Source organism: Parerythrobacter jejuensis, from assembly GCF_039536765.1.
GTDB classification, from domain to species: domain Bacteria; phylum Pseudomonadota; class Alphaproteobacteria; order Sphingomonadales; family Sphingomonadaceae; genus Parerythrobacter; species Parerythrobacter jejuensis.
Window position 1 is genome coordinate 249,804 of sequence record NZ_BAAAZF010000001.1, and the last position, 16,952, is coordinate 266,755.

Annotated in this window: 17 protein-coding genes; 6 read left to right on the plus strand and 11 right to left on the minus strand. The window is 59.0% G+C overall.

Features of this window, described 5'->3' with window-relative positions; genetic code table 11:
• Positions 1 to 33: 33 nt before the first annotated feature.
• The 7 genes from ABD653_RS01205 to murI all read right to left on the minus strand — a co-directional run bounded on the left by ABD653_RS01205 (position 34) and on the right by murI (position 7,769).
• The gene (locus ABD653_RS01205) at positions 34 to 2,250 is read right to left on the minus strand and encodes a putative bifunctional diguanylate cyclase/phosphodiesterase (protein ID WP_160779477.1); all 2,217 of its coding nucleotides are present in this window, start codon (positions 2,248 to 2,250) and stop codon (positions 34 to 36) included.
• A gap of 108 nt (positions 2,251 to 2,358) precedes the next feature.
• Complete coding sequence (locus tag ABD653_RS01210; protein ID WP_160779478.1) at positions 2,359 to 3,228, minus strand: TauD/TfdA dioxygenase family protein; 870 nt, start codon at positions 3,226 to 3,228, stop codon at positions 2,359 to 2,361.
• Between the two features lie 42 nt (positions 3,229 to 3,270).
• The gene (locus ABD653_RS01215; RefSeq protein WP_407672766.1) at positions 3,271 to 3,960 is read right to left on the minus strand and encodes a nitroreductase; all 690 of its coding nucleotides are present in this window, start codon (positions 3,958 to 3,960) and stop codon (positions 3,271 to 3,273) included.
• Positions 3,961 to 3,977: 17 nt separating this feature from the next.
• Positions 3,978 to 5,129, minus strand: a complete 1,152-nt coding sequence (locus ABD653_RS01220; RefSeq protein WP_160779479.1) for an endonuclease/exonuclease/phosphatase family protein — start codon at positions 5,127 to 5,129, stop codon at positions 3,978 to 3,980.
• A gap of 57 nt (positions 5,130 to 5,186) precedes the next feature.
• Positions 5,187 to 6,407, minus strand: coding sequence for a 5-aminolevulinate synthase (hemA, locus tag ABD653_RS01225; RefSeq protein WP_160779480.1), 1,221 nt, complete (start codon positions 6,405 to 6,407; stop codon positions 5,187 to 5,189).
• Positions 6,408 to 6,494: 87 nt separating this feature from the next.
• Complete coding sequence (locus ABD653_RS01230; RefSeq protein ID WP_160779481.1) at positions 6,495 to 6,962, minus strand: hypothetical protein; 468 nt, start codon at positions 6,960 to 6,962, stop codon at positions 6,495 to 6,497.
• Positions 6,963 to 7,769 (minus strand): glutamate racemase, encoded by an 807-nt coding sequence (murI, locus tag ABD653_RS01235; protein WP_160779482.1) that lies wholly within the window; start codon positions 7,767 to 7,769, stop codon positions 6,963 to 6,965.
• Between the two features lie 117 nt (positions 7,770 to 7,886).
• Between murI and plsY the strand changes: the two genes are divergently transcribed.
• The 6 genes from plsY to ABD653_RS01265 all read left to right on the plus strand — a co-directional run bounded on the left by plsY (position 7,887) and on the right by ABD653_RS01265 (position 13,834).
• Positions 7,887 to 8,480, plus strand: a complete 594-nt coding sequence (gene plsY / locus ABD653_RS01240) for a glycerol-3-phosphate 1-O-acyltransferase PlsY (RefSeq protein ID WP_160779483.1) — start codon at positions 7,887 to 7,889, stop codon at positions 8,478 to 8,480.
• Positions 8,477 to 9,574 (plus strand): DNA-processing protein DprA, encoded by a 1,098-nt coding sequence (gene dprA, locus ABD653_RS01245; RefSeq protein ID WP_160779484.1) that lies wholly within the window; start codon positions 8,477 to 8,479, stop codon positions 9,572 to 9,574. The genes plsY and dprA overlap by 4 nt, the downstream gene beginning before the upstream one ends.
• 27 nt (positions 9,575 to 9,601) lie before the next feature.
• Positions 9,602 to 10,324, plus strand: coding sequence for a DUF7847 domain-containing protein (locus ABD653_RS01250; protein ID WP_160779485.1), 723 nt, complete (start codon positions 9,602 to 9,604; stop codon positions 10,322 to 10,324).
• 19 nt (positions 10,325 to 10,343) lie between these two features.
• Entirely contained in the window at positions 10,344 to 11,006 is a 663-nt protein-coding gene (locus ABD653_RS01255) for a hypothetical protein (RefSeq protein ID WP_160779486.1), read from the plus strand.
• An 84-nt stretch (positions 11,007 to 11,090) separates the two neighbouring features.
• Positions 11,091 to 13,652: a type I DNA topoisomerase gene (topA, locus tag ABD653_RS01260; protein ID WP_160779487.1), complete on the plus strand. Its 2,562-nt coding sequence runs from the start codon at positions 11,091 to 11,093 to the stop codon at positions 13,650 to 13,652.
• The gene (locus ABD653_RS01265) at positions 13,652 to 13,834 is read left to right on the plus strand and encodes a hypothetical protein (RefSeq protein WP_160779488.1); all 183 of its coding nucleotides are present in this window, start codon (positions 13,652 to 13,654) and stop codon (positions 13,832 to 13,834) included. The genes topA and ABD653_RS01265 overlap by 1 nt, the downstream gene beginning before the upstream one ends.
• Here ABD653_RS01265 and ABD653_RS01270 read toward each other — a convergent pair.
• The 4 genes from ABD653_RS01270 to lepB are packed head-to-tail and all read right to left on the minus strand — an operon-like array spanning position 13,831 to position 16,933.
• The gene (locus tag ABD653_RS01270; RefSeq protein WP_160779489.1) at positions 13,831 to 14,481 is read right to left on the minus strand and encodes a DUF2971 domain-containing protein; all 651 of its coding nucleotides are present in this window, start codon (positions 14,479 to 14,481) and stop codon (positions 13,831 to 13,833) included. The two genes, ABD653_RS01265 and ABD653_RS01270, sit on opposite strands and share 4 nt — an antisense overlap.
• Positions 14,482 to 15,423, minus strand: coding sequence for a GTPase Era (era, locus tag ABD653_RS01275; RefSeq protein ID WP_160779490.1), 942 nt, complete (start codon positions 15,421 to 15,423; stop codon positions 14,482 to 14,484).
• Positions 15,420 to 16,103, minus strand: a complete 684-nt coding sequence (gene rnc / locus ABD653_RS01280) for a ribonuclease III (RefSeq protein ID WP_160779491.1) — start codon at positions 16,101 to 16,103, stop codon at positions 15,420 to 15,422. The genes era and rnc overlap by 4 nt, the downstream gene beginning before the upstream one ends.
• Positions 16,100 to 16,933, minus strand: coding sequence for a signal peptidase I (gene lepB / locus ABD653_RS01285; protein WP_160779492.1), 834 nt, complete (start codon positions 16,931 to 16,933; stop codon positions 16,100 to 16,102). The genes rnc and lepB overlap by 4 nt, the downstream gene beginning before the upstream one ends.
• Between the last annotated feature and the right edge of the window lie 19 nt (positions 16,934 to 16,952).

Sequence of the window (16,952 nt, forward strand, 5' to 3'; positions counted from 1 at the left end):
GGTGCAATTGCAATGGCTTGGGGCAGTTCTTCCCTATCCGTTGCCGACCTGGACTTCGAGGAATTGCGGCTTGGATGTGGATGCGCCATGCATTTGTTGCAGCGGATAGCTGCCATTGGGAAGAGACGTCAGTGGCATGCCTGCGGCCGCAAGCGCATAGGGCGATACCCGGTGGCGGGTCACGAGCCCACCCGCACCATCACTGACCAGCGGCGTTTCAAATTCCACTGCGATAATGGCATCGGTCGAGCGACGCACTTCGCAAACGACCAGCTGGCCTGCGCCCAAATCGAGCACGAGCGGGGTACCGGTGGGAACACCGGCGAGGCCTTCGATGCGAGAGCCCTTGGTCGACAAGTCGCGCATGACAGCGTTGTAGCGGTGATCTTCGTGGATCACCCCGATCCGGCGGAACACCGAGCGACGTTCCTGACGGTGGCGATCGGGGCCTTCGGGCTCGATCTTGAAGGATCCGGAATCGATCTGCTTCAGCACTTTTTCCTGCGGCATGGCCTTGGCATAGAGCCAGCCTTGCACCAGCGTTGCCCCTTTGGAGCGGACCACCTCGAGCTGGTCAAATGCTTCTACGCCTTCGACGGTTGTCTCCATGCTCAATGCATTGGAAAGACCGACAATAGCCGCAATGATCTTGGCGCTGTTTTGTTCTTCTTCGGTACAGGAATCGACGAAGCTGCGATCGACCTTGATCTTGTCGAACGGGGCAGATCGCAGATAGCTGAGTGACGAATAACCGGTGCCGAAATCGTCGAGTGCCAGGCGAATACCCAGGCCCTTGAGGGTCTTGAAAGTCTCCTCGGTGGCGTCAGTGTCGCCCAGAAACACACTTTCGGTCAGCTCGAGTTCGAGGCGGTCTGCCGAGAGCCCGGTGTGCGCCAATGCATTGGCGACGATTTCCGGAAGCCCCTTATTCGCAAACTGGACCGCCGAGACATTGACCGCGACCCTGACCGTCGAAGGCCATTCCTTGGCGTCGTTACATGCCTGGCGCAGGGCCCATTCGCCCATCTGATTGATAAGATCGGAATCTTCGGCAACCGGAATGAAAACATCGGGGCTGACAAAGCCGCGTTCCTCATGCTGCCAGCGCATCAGGGCTTCCATGCACACAACGGTGTTGTCGGTAATCGAAACCACAGGTTGGTAGTGGAGCTCAAGCTCGCCAGCGGCGAGGGCGAGCCGCAAGTCGTCAAGCAGGGCCTGGCGCTCTTCCTCTTCATCCTTGAGGTCGGAATTGTAGAAGCGATATTGTCCGCGGCCGCCATTTTTGGCAGCGTACAATGCGAGATCCGATGCCTTGACCAGCTCCTCGCGTTCGACCCCGTCATAGGGCGCGACTGCGATACCGACCGAGGTACCGATTACCGCCCGCTTGTCGTCTTCAACGGGGTAGGGTTGCGAGACGATCTTGATGATCTTCTCGGCAATCTCGCCCAACGTCCCGCGATCGTCGATGTCGGGAATGATGATCTGGAATTCGTCGCCGCCCAGGCGCCCGACTTCACCGCGGTCTCCGATAATCGATCTGAGCCGCTCGGCAGCCTGCACCAGAACGGCGTCGCCTGCCGGGTGCCCCATCGTGTCATTGACCTGCTTGAACTTGTCCAAATCCAGCATCAGCAGTGCACAGGCGCGTTTGGCGGTTTTGTAAGCAGCGAGAACATTCTCAAGCCGCTTGTTCATATAGTGGCGATTGGCGAGGCCGGTAAGCGAGTCATATTCGGCCAGTTTGGTGTCGATCAGTTTACGCTCATACTCGACGGTGATGTCTTTGGCGTTGCCGCGATAGCCCTGGAAATTTCCGGCATCATCGAATTTGGGATGCGCGGTGATCGACCACCAGGTCTGCTTCACTTCGTGGCGCGATTTTTCGAGTGCGAACCGGACGACCAGATCACTCAGCTTGTTATGCGCCTTGAGCTGGAAATTGAGCGGACGTGATGTGCCGCCATCCGGATTATCGGGGTCGGTTTCAAACAGTTCGACAATCTTCTGGCCCAGAACATCGCCAGATTGCCTGTCCAACTTCTCGAGCGCGCCGTCAGTGAGATAGATCAGCCGGCCTTCGGCATCGCTCGCCCAGATCCAGCCAATTCCTGCTTGTTCGATATCCTCAAGGACTTCGAGCCGGCGGGCTGTGTCCTTGCGGGTGATGACATCGCCTTGATTCTTGGCGGTGCCACTTTCGCCATTTCGGGGCGATTTGCCCTGGAACAGGCTACGAACAGACATATTGGAGGCGCTTCTCTCTTATACCGGGCGATGACGTGCAGGGCCTGCGTAGGCCATGAATGGTTACCATCCGGATAAGGAATCAGTTTCTGCGCCAGTGAAACGTCGTCAATTGGCCCGGAAAAACGGCTTGTCGCCGGCAATCGTCACACGTTCCATCACACGGCGCGCCGGGAAATAGTCGCTCACTGCGAGATGTTGGCACACGCGGTTGTCCCAAAAAGCGATCGAACCGGCCTGCCATCGGAAACGACACTGGATTTCCACGTCCTTCGCGGTCGCGAATAAGTGATCGAGCAGCCAACGGCTTTCGGCTGCCGAGAGCCCCTCGATATGGCTGGTGAAAGCCGTATTGACGTAGATCACACGCTCACCGGTCTCGGGGTGGGTGCGGATGACCGGGTGCCGCATTGGCGGGTATTTCTCGTGCAGATCCTCTGGCGCCTTGTTCAAACGCTTGGCGAAGACCCGGGAAATGTCATGCACCGCGATCAGACCTTCGCAGAATTGCTGCATTTTGGGGCTCAGGCGCTCGTAGGCGAGGTGCATGTTCGCAAACAGCGTATCGCCGCCGACTTCGGGGACTTCACGCGCGAGCAGGATCGAACCGAGCGAGGGCTCTTCACGCCAGGTCACGTCCGAATGCCAGTTGTTTTCCTGGCCCCGGCTGTTCGGCCCGTGCGCGATCCTTAGAACTTGGGGATTGGGTTGATCCCTCGGCGTCGCAGGATGAACCTCCAGATCGCCGAAATGGCGCGCGAAGGCGATATGCCGTTCCTGTGTGAGTTCCTGATCACGGAAGAAGATCACACCATATTTCAGCAGCGCCGCACGGATCGCCGCAATGCTGTCGGCGACATTGGCCTGGCCCAGGTCGATACCATGTATCTCGGCCCCGATGGCCGGCGTCAAAGGCCGGATGTCGAGCGATCCCGTATCCAGCGTTTCACGATCAAACTTGTCGGCTGTGGTGGCCATGTCGAACTCTCCCTTGGGGGCAGAGTGCCGCGAGATGCCAGTTCAGTCAAACCCTACGAAACGCGCTGCCTCCGAAACCTCGCGGCGAGTGATCTTGACCGGATTGGCGGGAAAATCCGGATCAGGCCAGCCCAGCGCGACAGCCTTCATGATGACCTGATCGTCAGGAATGCCGGCATGTTCGCGCACTACCGGAGACTGCATGATCCCTTGCGAATTGATCACGCAACCGAGCCCGCGCGACCAAGCCGCGTTCACCAGCGCAGTGGTGGCAGCGCCACAGTCAAATACGGTGTCGTCTGCGTCGGAAAGCTCTTTGTCATAGGTAACGATTACGCAAACCGGCGCATCGAATTGACGGAAGCCGCGCAGCACCCAGTCCTGCCGCTTTTCCTTGTCGTCGCGCTCGATCCCCATCGCCTCGAACAGTTGGACTGCGCAGCCCACCTGACGGTCACGGTGGATGCCCTGGAAAGGATGCCCTTTGCGGAATTCCCGACTGTCCGGTTCACCTGCAAGAATGCGCTCGGTATTGCCCTTGCGAATTCGGTCGAGCGGTTCACCGGTGATGACATGAAAATGATAGGGCTGCGTGTTCATCGAAGACGGCGAACGCATCGCCATCGCCAACACCTCTTCGATCAATTCTTGCGGGACTGGCTTGTCCAGATAGCCGCGTATCGAACGCCGCCCGAGCACGACCTCGTCATAGGTCATGGTTGTTTCGGTCATGTTATGGAGATTCCCTGCTATTCCTCGTTGATGACAGCCTGCAGATAATCCTCCGAATAGTCGATGGAAATCTCGCTCCACAGCAATTTGTGGTCCGACATTTGATGGCGACGGTAATAGCGTTTGAAATATCCCTCGGCTTTGGCGCCCTTGCGCCCCTTCTCCAGCAGCTTGGGCACCTTGACTGTCTCGACATAATGGGCCGCGTCTACATCGCGGTAAACATGTTGCAGCATGTCGAAAACGCCGGATTGCACCACCTCAAAGTCCGGGTGCGCAGCACGATAGGCGATCTGGTCGTAATGCTTGTTGTTGCCCAGATTGGATTTGAGCGGTTTGGTCGCGACAGTGAAGCCTTCGCCCTCCAGGGCTTCCATCGTTTCATGTTCTGGCGAAACGATGTTGAAATCGCCGAGCAGAATGTAATTTGACGCCCAGCCGCCCTCTTCGGGAGCTGCCCAATTGGCTTCTCTTGCGGAATCGATCATGGCATCGCGTTCGCGCTTCTGCCGCTCAGCCAGAAATTCCGCGATTTTTCGAATCTCGTCCCGGCGTTGGCGCATCTTGGCCGAAGAGTTGCTGCTGTCGCCGTAAAAGATGTGGACCGTGCAAAGCTTGAATTTGAGCCAGCCTGCCCTGAACGCGACGGTGAAAGGCGTGCGCGCAAACTGTACATGGCGGGACGTGCCATCGGCATCCGGAGCTGCGATTTCCTGGCCTTCGGGCAACACGATCTCGCCGACTTCCTTGCGAAAACTGACTTTGGATTTGCGGTAAAGGAATGCGAGCCGTTCATCATTGCCAGCATCCTTGCGATCACCGTGCCCGCCGGACGTGTCAGTAACGAGATAGTCCCAGTCATTGCCGAGATAATTGTCTACCAGGTCTTCCAGCTTGCGCAGATCCCGGTTGATTTCCTGAAGTGCGACCAGATCGAAATGATCGATGATCTCGGCGATATAGAACATGGACTCGACGGTGCGGTCATAGCCGCCGCCACTCCCGAAATGCATCAGGTTCCACGTTGCAAGGCGAAGGGAGTTTTCGTCGGTCGAGCCGTGGATCTCGTCTCCGAGGGCTTGCTTCAAACCCAGCAGACGCTCGGCCACAAATCTGCGATGGTCCGCGCTGGCTTTCAGTTTCCAACGGACCCCGTGTATCAATGTCATTGTATCGCCTCCTCTTCCTTTTCGATCGGAAGCGACCCGGCGATCAATTCGGCGGTCTTATGCCGCCCGTTGTAATTCCAGTTCCATCCGGTCCCAGATTTCGACCAGTGCCTCTGTCAGCTCGGCCATCATGGCTTCACTGTGGGCAGGGCCGGGCGTGAAGCGTAGCCGCTCTGTGCCGCGCGGGACGGTGGGGAAATTGATTGGCTGCACGTAGACGCCGTATTCTGCGAGCAGGATATCGCTGATCTTCTTGGCGCGAACCGGATCGCCGACCATGAGCGGCACGATGTGGGTTGTGCTGTCCATCACCGGCAGGCCTGCGTCGCGGAATTTCTGTTTCAGCATGGCTGCGTTGGCCTGCTGGGCATCACGCTCTTCGCTTGATGCCTTGAGATGCTTTACCGAGGCCAGAACGCCTGCAACCAGCGCGGGGCTGAGCGAAGTCGTGAAAATGAAGCCGGGTGCGTAAGAACGGATGCAATCGACGATTTTGGTATCGGCTGCGATATAACCGCCCATCACGCCGAACGCCTTGCCCATCGTACCTTCGATAATGTCGATCCGGTGGGCGGCTTCGTCCCGTTCGCTAATACCCCCGCCATGATCGCCATACATGCCAACCGCATGGACCTCGTCGATATAGGTGAGGGCGTTGTATCGCTCTGCCAGATCGCAGATTGCGTGGATCGGGGCGACATCGCCATCCATCGAATACACGCTTTCAAACGCGATGACCTTGGGCGTGTCCGGGTCTTCTGCGGCAAGCAGCTCTTCCAGATGCTCCAAGTCGTTATGCCGGAACACGCGTTTGGGGCAGCCGGAATTGCGGATGCCGGCGATCATGCTGGCGTGGTTAAGCTCGTCGGAGAAAATCACGCAGCCCGGAAGCAATTTGGCAAGCGTGGAAAGCGTCGCGTCGTTGGAGACATAGCCGCTGGTGAACAGCAGCGCGCTTTCTTTGCCGTGGAGATCGGCAAGCTCTTCTTCCAGCTCGACATGGTAGTGGGTGTTGCCACCGATATTGCGGGTGCCGCCAGAACCGGCGCCGACATCGTGTAGCGCCTCTTCCATCGCTTCGATAACTTTGGGGTGTTGGCCCATTGCGAGGTAATCGTTCGAGCACCAGACCGTGATCGGTTTGGGGCCGTTATGGCCGTGGAAACACCGCGCATTGGGGTAAGCGCCCTTGTTGCGCAGGATGTCGATGAAGACCCTGTAGCGTCCTTCGGCATGGAGCCGGTCGATCGCTTGGTCGAAGATCTGGTCGTAATTCATGAGCTTGGTACGGCAGATAGTCAGGATATTCGCAGGATTCCACCACGATCTTTGCGAACGGTTCGCAACGAGATGTTTCGGGAGCGATCAGGATCCGGAAAAGGGCGGCAATGCTCCGTCTTTGTCCGGACGCCAGAACTCGGGCCGGACAGAATCGATGAAATCCGCGATTTCGGCCCGGACCCGGAACCAAAGGGCCCGCTCTTCGGTCGCGGAAGTCGGGATTGTCTCGAACAGCACTTCCAGTACAGCATCGATCATGCCGAGATACCATTGCGGGCCGACCAGCAACGTATCGTGGTGGTGGACGATCGTTGTGCCCTGTTCGATCATCGCGACAGGACGATCCTGCGCCCAGGTCAACAGGTTGAAAGCCGTGGTGGTGACCATCCGCCCTTCAAGCTCCGCTACATCGCCAAGGCCATGAACCCGAAACGATTCGCGCGCATCGGGGAAACGGCGATAGTAGATTTCGAGGACGTCCTTGGTGATGTCGCCGCGCAATTCCGCCAGCCGCTCCATGCTCGTTTCGGCGATGGCGGGGCGGTTGCTCATCTAGAATTGCTCTATCGTCTCGAAGCCGAAACGGGCGAAGAGCGGCGCAAGACCATGCAAGCGCGCAACCTCTCCGGTGGTGACAGCGCGGTGATGGGGTGGCGGGGCAAACTGCTGCCCGTGCACGACGGTGGCCATCCGCCGTGCGATACCCGCGGCACCGTGCACGAACTGGACTTCAGGCCCGAAGACTTCTGCCAGCTCTGCTTCGAGAAGCGGGAAGTGGGTGCAGGCTAGAACGACAGTATCGATATCGCTAGCGCCATCGGCTTCCAGCAACCCTGAAACTTCGCTGCGAATGGCCATTGGATCGACCGCATCGCCGCGCAGTTTCGCCTCGGCCAGGTCGACCAGCCCGGGGGCAGCATGCCGGACGAGCCGCTTGTCAGCTGCGAAATCTGCTTCCAGTCGATCGACATAGGGTTGGCGGATGGTGGCCGCTGTGCCCAGCAATCCGATGGTGCCGGTTCGGGTTATCGCAGCGGCAGGTTTTATGGCCGGCACAGTGCCGACAATCGGCACCTCCAGCACGTCGCGCACCATTTCGAGCGCGATTGTGCTGGCGGTGTTGCAGGCGATGCAAATCGCGCGCGGCTTGTAACGCTCGCTCATCCGTCCAAGCAAGCCACAGACCCGCGCGGCCACCTCTGCCTCCGATTTGGTGCCATAGGGCAGACCGGCATAGTCGGCGGCGTAGATGAGCGACGCAGTGGGCAGAATCTGGCGGATTTCGCCAAGAACAGTCAGGCCACCAAGCCCTGAATCAAGGATCAGGATCGGGGCAGTCGGATCGACAGATTGGGCCATGACAGAATGAGTTCCCCCGGTTCGGAGATGTCTCCTTATTTTTCCGTGGCCCGAATGCAAGTTATGTGCCTAAGATACTACTGCTGATATGGCTGCAAAAAGGGGGGCAATACGCTGATGGACATCACAACCGATATGCTGCTGGCAGCTGTATTGGGTTACACGCTCGGGTCCATTCCGTTTGGCCTGCTTCTCACCAAGATCGCCGGAATGGGCGATGTGCGCGATATCGGCAGCGGGAATATCGGGGCGACCAATGTCCTGCGCACGGGCAACAAGGGTCTGGCCGCGGCGACGCTGCTGCTCGATCTGGGCAAGGGGCTGCTGGCGGTCTCCCTCGCCTGGTACTGGTTCTGGTATGATGTAGGCTGGACGGCGCTGTTTGTAGTAATCGGCCACTGTTTCCCGGTCTGGCTGAGGTTCAAGGGCGGGAAGGGCGTGGCCACCAATGCGGGTGTCGCCTTTGGTCTCGCCTGGCAAATCGGGCTGGCTTATGCCGGGGTATGGATCGCGATGCTGGCGATTTTCCGAATCAGCTCTGTCGCCGGCATCAGCGCGGTTGTGGCAGCGGTTGGAGCCGCCTGGTGGATCGACAAACCTACTTTCGTGCCATCACTAGCGATCATCGCAGCCATCATCATCGCTCTCCACCGCGAAAACATCCAGCGTCTGATCAAGGGTGAGGAACCCAGGGTCGGCAGCAAGAAGTGAGCGGTCTTTCCCAGGCCGAGGCATTTGCGCGCATTCGCTTGCTACGCTCGCCCAATATCGGGCCGGTGTCCTATGCCCAATTGCTAGCGCGTTTCGGATCAGCTGATGCTGCTCTGGAGGGGCTGCCGGATCTGGGCAAGAAGGGTGGTCGGCAATACCGCCCAGCCAAGCGGGAACGGATCGAGCGCGAAGTTGACGCCGTGCGTCAGGCAGGCGCGAAATATCTGTTTCACGATCAACCGGAATATCCTTCGCTTCTGGCAGAAATGGCCGGAGCGCCCCCGATCCTGACCTGGCGTGGCAATCTGGATCTCGCCCAGAAGCCCTGCGTGGCGATGGTGGGGGCTCGCAATGCCTCTGTCGCTGCGATCAAGCTGGCGCGCGAATTTGCAAACGGTCTTGCTGGCGAGGGCTTTACAGTCGTTTCCGGGCTGGCCCGCGGTATCGACGGGGCGGCGCATGAAGGGGCGTTCCCCGGTACCATCGGGGTGATCGCAAGTGGCATCGATATTGCCTACCCGCCGCAGCATGCAGATTTGCAGGAGCGGATCGCTGACGAGGGCTTGCTGCTGGCAGAGCAACCGCCGGGCACCGAGCCACGCGGCAGCCACTTCCCAAGCCGGAACCGTATCATTGCTGGTCTCGCTGCGGGGACTCTGGTGGTCGAAGCAGCGCCCAAATCCGGTTCGCTCATCACCGCGCGTCTGGCTGGAGAGGCGGGACGCGAGGTCATGGCCATTCCTGGCAGCCCGTTGGATGCGCGATCCCAAGGGTGCAATCAGCTGATCCGCGAAGGGGGGATGCTGGTCCAATCGCCGGGCGATGTCGTCGAACTGCTATCGGGTTTCGATGGCGTACCGCGCTCTACTTTTCGGGAAGCCGTGGCAGAGGAATTCGCCCATGCACCCGACGAGTTGGCGGAGGCACAACCGGCAGAGATTGCCACGCTGCTTTCCACCGCGCCGGTTGCAGTCGACGAGATCATTCGCCAATCAGGCGAAAGCTCCGCATCTGTACAATTGGCCTTGCTGGAGCTGGAGATATCGGGGCAATTGATACGCCATGCCGGCGGCCGGGTATCGTTAGCCGCATAGGTCTGTGGCTTTGAGGGAGAGAGTTCGATGAAAAGAAGAGATGCCGATTTCTCCGGCTTTCTGGGCGAGACATTCGCAATCCTGCGCGACGCAGCACCGTGGGTGGCAGGCTATGTCTTGGCGCTCACCGTTCTGAACTCGATCCCGGCGTTAGCGTTCGGGGTAACCCAAAGCGAATATGCGGTGTCGTGGGGCTTCCGGATCGATTCGAACATCATCAATCATGGGGTGATTGCCGTCCTGGCGATGCTCGCCATCGGGATCGTTGTGTTCGTCCTGCAATATCTCTTTTTCGCCCACATTCTCGCCCATCGCGGCTTTTCGAACGGTCGCAACCGGTTCCTGGGTTTTCTCGGCTTCTCGATCCTTTCAGGACTTGGCATCGCTCTCGGCTTTCTCCTCCTCGTGATCCCCGGCATTATTCTGCTGGTTCGCTGGATCGCGGCTTCCGCCTTCATTGTCGGAACCGATACCAAGATTATGGATGCGTTTGGCCGCAGTTGGGATTTGACCCGTGGCAAAGGCTGGCCGATCTTCTTCGCCGCCGTCGTGCTCGGCATATCGATTACGGTGGTCTTTGGCGTGATCGCGATTCCTGCCACTGCGCTGCTAGGAAGCACATCTGCCGGTGCGACGGTCGTCGAGGTTCTGGGACAGAACCTTTACAGCGCCATATTCGTCGCCTTCTCGACCGGGGTGTTCTATCTGCTCAATGACAATACCGAAGCTGTGAGCGAGGTGTTCGAGTGACCGTGCAGATCGTCGCCCTATGAATCCGGACAACAGCGTCGGCGAAAGGATCGGTTTGATTGTTGACGAGGCAATGCGCATCGCGCTGGCCTCAGCAAGAATGGTGGCCATCTATCTGGCTGTGATGGTTGCTGCTTCGGTAGCAGTCGATGCCACTGCGAGTTCCGGTGGTGCGGATTTTGGCATCACCATTCTCTCTATTGCGATGGGTTACTTCCTGACTATTACCATGGTCGGTGCGGTTGCTCCGGATCCGGAGGGCCCTGATGGTGGGTTCGGCACCTATTTCGGGCTATCGTTGCTGAGTGGTTTTGCGATCCTGGCTGGCCTTGTATTGCTTGTCGTCCCGGGCGTGCTGCTTCTGATCCGTCTGGCTCCCCTATACGGTTTTGGCCTGGTCAATAATGACGGGGTTTCGGCCGCGTTTTCTGAATCATGGGCCGCCACGAAAGGCCACATGGCGCCAATCGCAGTCACCCTCATCATCCCCACTCTGATGTTTGTCGGAAGCCTCGGGATGTACTTCTATCTGAGTGATGGTGAAGGCGTCATCAGCATACCGGTTTCGCTAGTGGCCAATACAGCCATGTTCTCCGGTACCGTTCTATCCACCGCAATCGGACTGGCGATCTATTCGCTTTTGTCCGGCCCTGGGGACCGGTTGGAAGAGATATTTGCGTAGAATTCTGCAAAACGCTTGACGGATCGAATCCCCCGACCCCACTTTCGCGCGTACGTACACGTGTAGGGACAGCTTCAAACCACCATGCAACTTGTGATTGTTGAGTCGCCAGCAAAGGCGAAGACCATCGAGAAATATCTGGGCAAGGACTTCAAGGTTCTTGCTAGCTACGGCCATGTCCGAGATTTGCCGCGCAAGGATGACGCGGTTCGCCCCGACGATGATTTCGCCATGAGTTGGGAAGTTTATCAGGACAAGCGGACCCGCGACAACGTGAAGGCAATTGCCGATGCGGCGAAGAAATCAGACCGCCTCGTCCTCGCGACTGACCCTGACAGGGAAGGCGAAGCCATCTCGTGGCACGTGCTGGAGCTGCTCAAAAAGCGCAAAGCCTTGCCCGACAATGTCGACCGGGTGACCTTTAATGCGATCACCAAGACTGCCGTGACCGAGGCGATGGGCAAGCCCCGCGATATCGATATGGATCTGGTCGATGCCTATCTCGGGCGACGTGCGCTGGACCGCTTGTTCGGCTTCACGCTCAGCCCCGTGCTGTGGCGCAAACTGCCTGGGGCGAAGAGTGCGGGGCGGGTCCAGTCGGTGGCCCTTCGCATCATTGTCGATCGCGAACGCGAGATCGAAGCGTTCAAGGCAGATGAATACTGGTCCATCACCGCCAAGCTGGAGCAGGATGGCACCGGCTTCGATGCGCGGCTGGTAAAGTATGACGGTAAGAAGCTCGACAAGCTGACCCTGGGCAACGAGGGCTCCGCACTCGCGGCCGAAACTGCTGTCGAGAACGGACGTTTCACGGTCGAGGAGATCGAGACCAAGCCGCTCAAGCGCAACCCGTCCCCTCCGTTCACTACTTCGACCCTTCAGCAAGAGGCTGCACGCAAGCTGGGCTATTCCGCCAGTCACACCATGCGACTGGCGCAATCGCTCTACGAAGCAGGTGCGATCACCTATATGCGTACCGATGGTGTGCAGATGGATGGCAGCGCTATCTCTGCCTGCCGCAAGGCGATCAGCGAACGCTATGACGGGCACTATCTGCCCGAGAAACCACGCTTTTACAGTTCGAAAGCGAAGAATGCTCAGGAGGCGCACGAAGCGATCCGGCCGACCAATTTCAGCCGCGATGCTGCTGGTTCGGGTGACGAGGCGAAACTTTACTCGCTTATCTACAAGCGCGCGATGGCCAGCCAGATGGCGGGGGCCAGCCTGGAGCGAACGACCATAACCCTGCGCGACGGCACCGGTCAGCATGAATTGCGTGCCACCGGCCAGGTGGTCAAATTCCCCGGCTTCTTCGCAGTCTACCAAGAAGGTCAGGACGACAAGGATGATGACGAAGAGGGCTTGCTGCCTGTCGTCAATAAAGGTGATGTGCCGGCCAAGAAGGATGTCGAGGCCAACCAGCACTTCACCCAGCCACCGCCGCGGTTCAGCGAAGCGTCACTGGTCAAACGGCTGGAAGAGCTCGGCATCGGGCGTCCGTCGACTTATGCATCGACGATCCAGACCATCCGCGATCGGGACTATGTCCGGGTCGAGAAAAACCGTTTCTTTGCAGAGGAATCGGGTCGTCTCCTGACATCCTTCCTGGAGCGGTTCTTCCCCAACTATGTAGCCTACGACTACACTGCGGGACTGGAAGACGAGCTCGACGTCGTGTCTGACGGGCGTGAAGCCTACAAGGATTTGCTCGCCAAGTTCTGGAAGGACTTCAAGCCCAAAGCCGACGAGGTGATGGAGAAGCTCCCGTCCGAAGTGACGGAGGTGCTCGACGAGTATCTGTCGGACTATCTCTTCCCCGAACGGGAGGATGGCAAACCGGCGCGTTTTTGCCCGCTATGCGACAAGGAAGGTCGCGAAAACGGGCGCCTCTCATTACGAGGCGGCAAGTTTGGCGCCTTCATCGCCTGCGCCAATTATCCCGAATGCAAATTCACCCGTCGCTTTGCCCAGCCGGGTGCTGATGGCGAAGATGCAGCCGAAGATGCGGTGCTTGGCAATCATCCCGAGACTGGCCTTCCGATCGAACGCAAGACAGGTCGCTTTGGGCCCTATATCCAGACCGGCGAGGGCAAGGATATCAAGCGCGCGAGCATTCCGAAAGATCTCGATGACTTCGATCTGGAGTGGGCGATCAAGCTGCTCGACCTGCCGCGCATTGTTGGCGAGCACCCCGAGACGGGCAAGGAAATCGAGGCCGGCTTGTGGCGCTACGGCCCGGCGGTTCGTTGCGACGGCAAGTATGGCAAGCTGCAGAATACGCGCGAGATTTTTGAAATCGGCATGAACCGCGCGGTCGATCTGATTGCGCAGGCGGCCAACCGGAAAGGCGGTGGCCGGACCAAGGCAGAGCCGATCAAGACGTTCAAGGAGCATCCCACCAGCGGAGGCGAAATGAAGGTCCTGCCGGGCCGCTATGGCCCCTATGTGACCGATGGCACGACCAACGCGACCATCCCCAAGGATGTGAAGCCGGAAGACGTGACCGAGGAGCAGGCCATTGCCCTGATCGACGCTCGCGTCGCAAAAGGGCCGGTGAAAAAGAAGGCAAAAAAGAAGGCGCCAGCCAAGAAAAAGGCTCCAGCCAAGAAGAAGGCACCCGCGAAAAAGAAGGCAGCGAAGGCGTAGTGAGCAAGGAGCATTTCACCCGCCACAAGCAGCCCTGGAACGCGGAAGAGGCGGGACGATTGAAGCTGCTCGCCAGCAAGGGGCAGGGCCTGAAGCAGATCGCCAAGGCCCTGAACCGCAGCGAGGAATCAACCAAGAGCTTCGCCAAGCAGCAGAAGATCAAGGTGGCGAAGAAGCGTTAGACGGGCTTTGCGACCAGCCCGCGTCCGGCGTCTTTCCATTGCTTGCTGTTGGTCAGGCTACTCGCGCGGAGCGAGAAATTGGCGTCAGGCGCGATCGTCCGAATGATGTCACGCAGATTGGAAACGAGGCTGGGCGGCATCCACGGGTTGAATGTGATGCTGTTGATCCATTCCTTCTGGATCGCAATGTCCTTGAATTCATGGACCTCGTCACACTCGGCCACGATGCGCCACTCGATTTCGGCTGCATAGCCATCCCGTTTGATAAAGGGGAGGCGGTGGGTCTGATCGGGTCCGAGTTCGCGCAGTTCCTTGACCTTCAGGTATTCCACCGGCCCGGCGCGAACAGATGCGAGTCCGCTGATTGCATCTTCTAACGGGGCCCGCTTGAACTCGATGCAAATGCCTTCAATGCCATCGGTGAATACGCGCCAATGGTGATAGGTTTCGCGAGCCATCGTACAGCACATCGCCAGGACCGACCTGGCTTCCACTTGCGAACGATAAAGGTCCATCAGGAAAGTGTCGTTGGAATCGTCCCATTTGGAAGGACTGAGGAGGACGAGCTTGTCTTGCTTGAGGGTTTCCAATGCGCTCGAAAGCGTGGTGTACCGACGAACGAAATTGGCCAGTCGTCGGTCAGCCACCTATTTCCCCCATTCCAGCCCGATTTCCTCGAACACTTCCTTGTCGTCGGCCCAGCGTTCGTCGACTTTGACGTGGAGGAAGAGGTGGACCTTCTGGCCCAGCACTTCTGACAATTCCTTGCGCGCTGCCTCGCCGATCGCCTTGATGCGTTGACCGCCTTTGCCCAGGACAATCGGCTTCTGGCTGTCGCGGGCGATCACGATTTGCTGGCGGATTTCGACGCTGCCATCCTTGCGCTGCTCGTATTTCTCGGGCCGCACGGCGCTGTCATAGGGCAGCTCTTCGTGCAGCTGCTGGTAGAGTTGTTCGCGGGTGATCTCGGTCGCCAGCAGGCGCTCGCTAGCATCGCTCACCTGATCTTCGGGATAGTGCCAGGGGCCTTCCGGCATTAGCGCGGCGAGCGCATCCTTCAATTCCGGGACACCATCGCCAGTCAGTGCGGAGACAAAGTAGATCTCGTCAAAGTTCACTTTTGCGCCCAGATCTTGCGCTAGAGCCAGCATGGGTTCCTTCACCGCCTTGTCGACCTTGTTGATCACCAGGATCTTGCGCTCGGGCCGTTCGGCGAGAGTTTCCAGCAACGGCTCCAGCTCGTGCCGGCGCTGTTTGATTGGATCGACCATCAGCAACACGGCATCGGCCGCCTCGGCGCCTTCCCAGGCCGCACTGACCATGGCGCGGTCCAGCCTGCGACGCGGTGCGAAGATGCCGGGCGTATCGACCAGGATCATCTGCGTGTTCACGCCTTCGCTCTCGTGCAGGGCAATGCCCAGCATCCGGGCGCGGGTAGTCTGCGCCTTGGCGCTGGTGATGGCCACTTTCTGGCCGACCAGCTGGTTTACCAGCGTGCTCTTGCCCGCGTTGGGTGCGCCCAGCACGGCGACGACGCCGCATTTCGTGTCGGACCGGGTGGCATTGTCTGGCGGGGTGTCAGTGTTCAACCGTATTGCTCCATGAAGGCCTTGGCGGCCTGTGTTTCGGCTTCTTGCTTGCTGGCGGCGGTCGCTTCGGCGCTGCCGACATTGTGGACGCTGACCTGCACAGTGAACCGTGCGGCATGATCGGGGCCGGAACGGTCTACCAGCGTGTAATCAGGCGGCATGCGCTGGTTGCCGGCGGCCCATTCCTGCAAGGCGGATTTTGGGTGTTTGGAACGGCCGGTCTGCCCCTCGACCTGGTCATCCCAGAGCGTATGAATCAGACTGGCCGTCGCGCCAAAGCCGTTCTCAAGATAGCTTGCGCCGAGCAGCGATTCCATCACATCGCCGAGGATATTGGTGCTCTTGGCTGCGCCATCTTCGCGGGCTTGCTTGCCCAGCACGACATGTTCGCTGACGCCCAAACCGCGAGCAGCACGGGCGCAGGCGCTCTTGCTGACCAGTGCATTGAGCCGCTGGGCGAGAGCACCCTCGGTGCCGCCATTGCGACGGAACAGCCAGTCAGAGATGGCGAGGCCCAGAACCCGGTCGCCGAGGAATTCCAGCCGTTGGTAATCGCGCATTGCTCCGGTGCTGCCATGGGTCAGCGCCTCCAGCCACAATTCCTCATCATCAACGGCGAAGCCGGATGCGATCAGCCATTCCCTGGTTTCAGGCGCTAAGGTGTCGTGCGATGTGCTCATATGGCATCCCACATACGCTCAGATCGGGCGGCAGAAAACCATGTCCATGGTTTGAGCCATTCGGCCCCGCCGTCGGTCGACCAGACAATACGTTGCGCCTTGCCCACCAAGAGGGATTGCGGAACAAACCCGACTCCGCCTGCCGGCTCGGGCGTAAAGCGGCTGTCCTGCGAATTGTCACGGTTGTCGCCCAGCAGGAACATCGTACCGTCGGGAACAATGGCTGGCCCCCAATTGTCTTTCGGAGACAAGCCGAAATCGAGCACGCGGTAGCTCTTGCCGCCCGGCAACGTCTCACGGAACGCGGAATAGCGGCATTGCAGCCGGCCATCGGAAAGCGCTTCTTGCTGTGCGCCCCAGGCGCAGCGCGTGTTGGCTGAAACCGGGATCACGATATCGTCGATGGCTGCTTTCGGGACCGGGTTCCCATTGAGGACGACCTGACCGCCCTGCATTTCCACCAGATCACCCGGCAGGCCGATCACCCGTTTGACATAGTCCGTGCCATCGACCGGATGCTTGAAAATCACCACATCGCCGCGCTCTGGCTCGGCTGCGAACCACCGGCCTGGAATCAGAGGCAAATCGAACGGGAGGGACTTGCTGGTATAACCATAGTTCCATTTGCTCGCGACGAGGTAATCCCCGTTCATCAATCGCGGCAGCATGCTCTCGCTTGGAATGTTGAACATGGAAAAGGCGAAACTGCGAAAGGCGAGTGACAACAGGACAACGCACAGGATCAATGTCAGGAAGCCGCCCCAGCTGTCTTTTGCGGGCGCATCCTCCTGCGCATCCGTATTCGCCAGAGTTTCGGTCTTTTCATTCATTGGGCGCTTCCCTAGGCGC

What these genes read in the sequence shown, in the direction of transcription:
- ABD653_RS01220 (WP_160779479.1), bottom strand. Translation starts at nt 5,129, where the DNA reads ATGACATTGATACACGGGGTCCGTTGGAAACTGAAAGCCAGCGCGGAC.
- ABD653_RS01205 (WP_160779477.1), bottom strand. Translation starts at nt 2,250, where the DNA reads ATGTCTGTTCGTAGCCTGTTCCAGGGCAAATCGCCCCGAAATGGCGAA.
- ABD653_RS01250 (WP_160779485.1), top strand. Translation starts at nt 9,602, where the DNA reads ATGAAAAGAAGAGATGCCGATTTCTCCGGCTTTCTGGGCGAGACATTC.
- murI (WP_160779482.1), bottom strand. Translation starts at nt 7,769, where the DNA reads ATGGCCCAATCTGTCGATCCGACTGCCCCGATCCTGATCCTTGATTCA.
- rnc (WP_160779491.1), bottom strand. Translation starts at nt 16,103, where the DNA reads ATGAGCACATCGCACGACACCTTAGCGCCTGAAACCAGGGAATGGCTG.
- ABD653_RS01210 (WP_160779478.1), bottom strand. Translation starts at nt 3,228, where the DNA reads ATGGCCACCACAGCCGACAAGTTTGATCGTGAAACGCTGGATACGGGA.
- ABD653_RS01255 (WP_160779486.1), top strand. Translation starts at nt 10,344, where the DNA reads ATGAATCCGGACAACAGCGTCGGCGAAAGGATCGGTTTGATTGTTGAC.
- plsY (WP_160779483.1), top strand. Translation starts at nt 7,887, where the DNA reads ATGGACATCACAACCGATATGCTGCTGGCAGCTGTATTGGGTTACACG.
- hemA (WP_160779480.1), bottom strand. Translation starts at nt 6,407, where the DNA reads ATGAATTACGACCAGATCTTCGACCAAGCGATCGACCGGCTCCATGCC.
- topA (WP_160779487.1), top strand. Translation starts at nt 11,091, where the DNA reads ATGCAACTTGTGATTGTTGAGTCGCCAGCAAAGGCGAAGACCATCGAG.
- ABD653_RS01215 (WP_407672766.1), bottom strand. Translation starts at nt 3,960, where the DNA reads ATGACCGAAACAACCATGACCTATGACGAGGTCGTGCTCGGGCGGCGT.
- lepB (WP_160779492.1), bottom strand. Translation starts at nt 16,933, where the DNA reads ATGAATGAAAAGACCGAAACTCTGGCGAATACGGATGCGCAGGAGGAT.
- ABD653_RS01230 (WP_160779481.1), bottom strand. Translation starts at nt 6,962, where the DNA reads ATGAGCAACCGCCCCGCCATCGCCGAAACGAGCATGGAGCGGCTGGCG.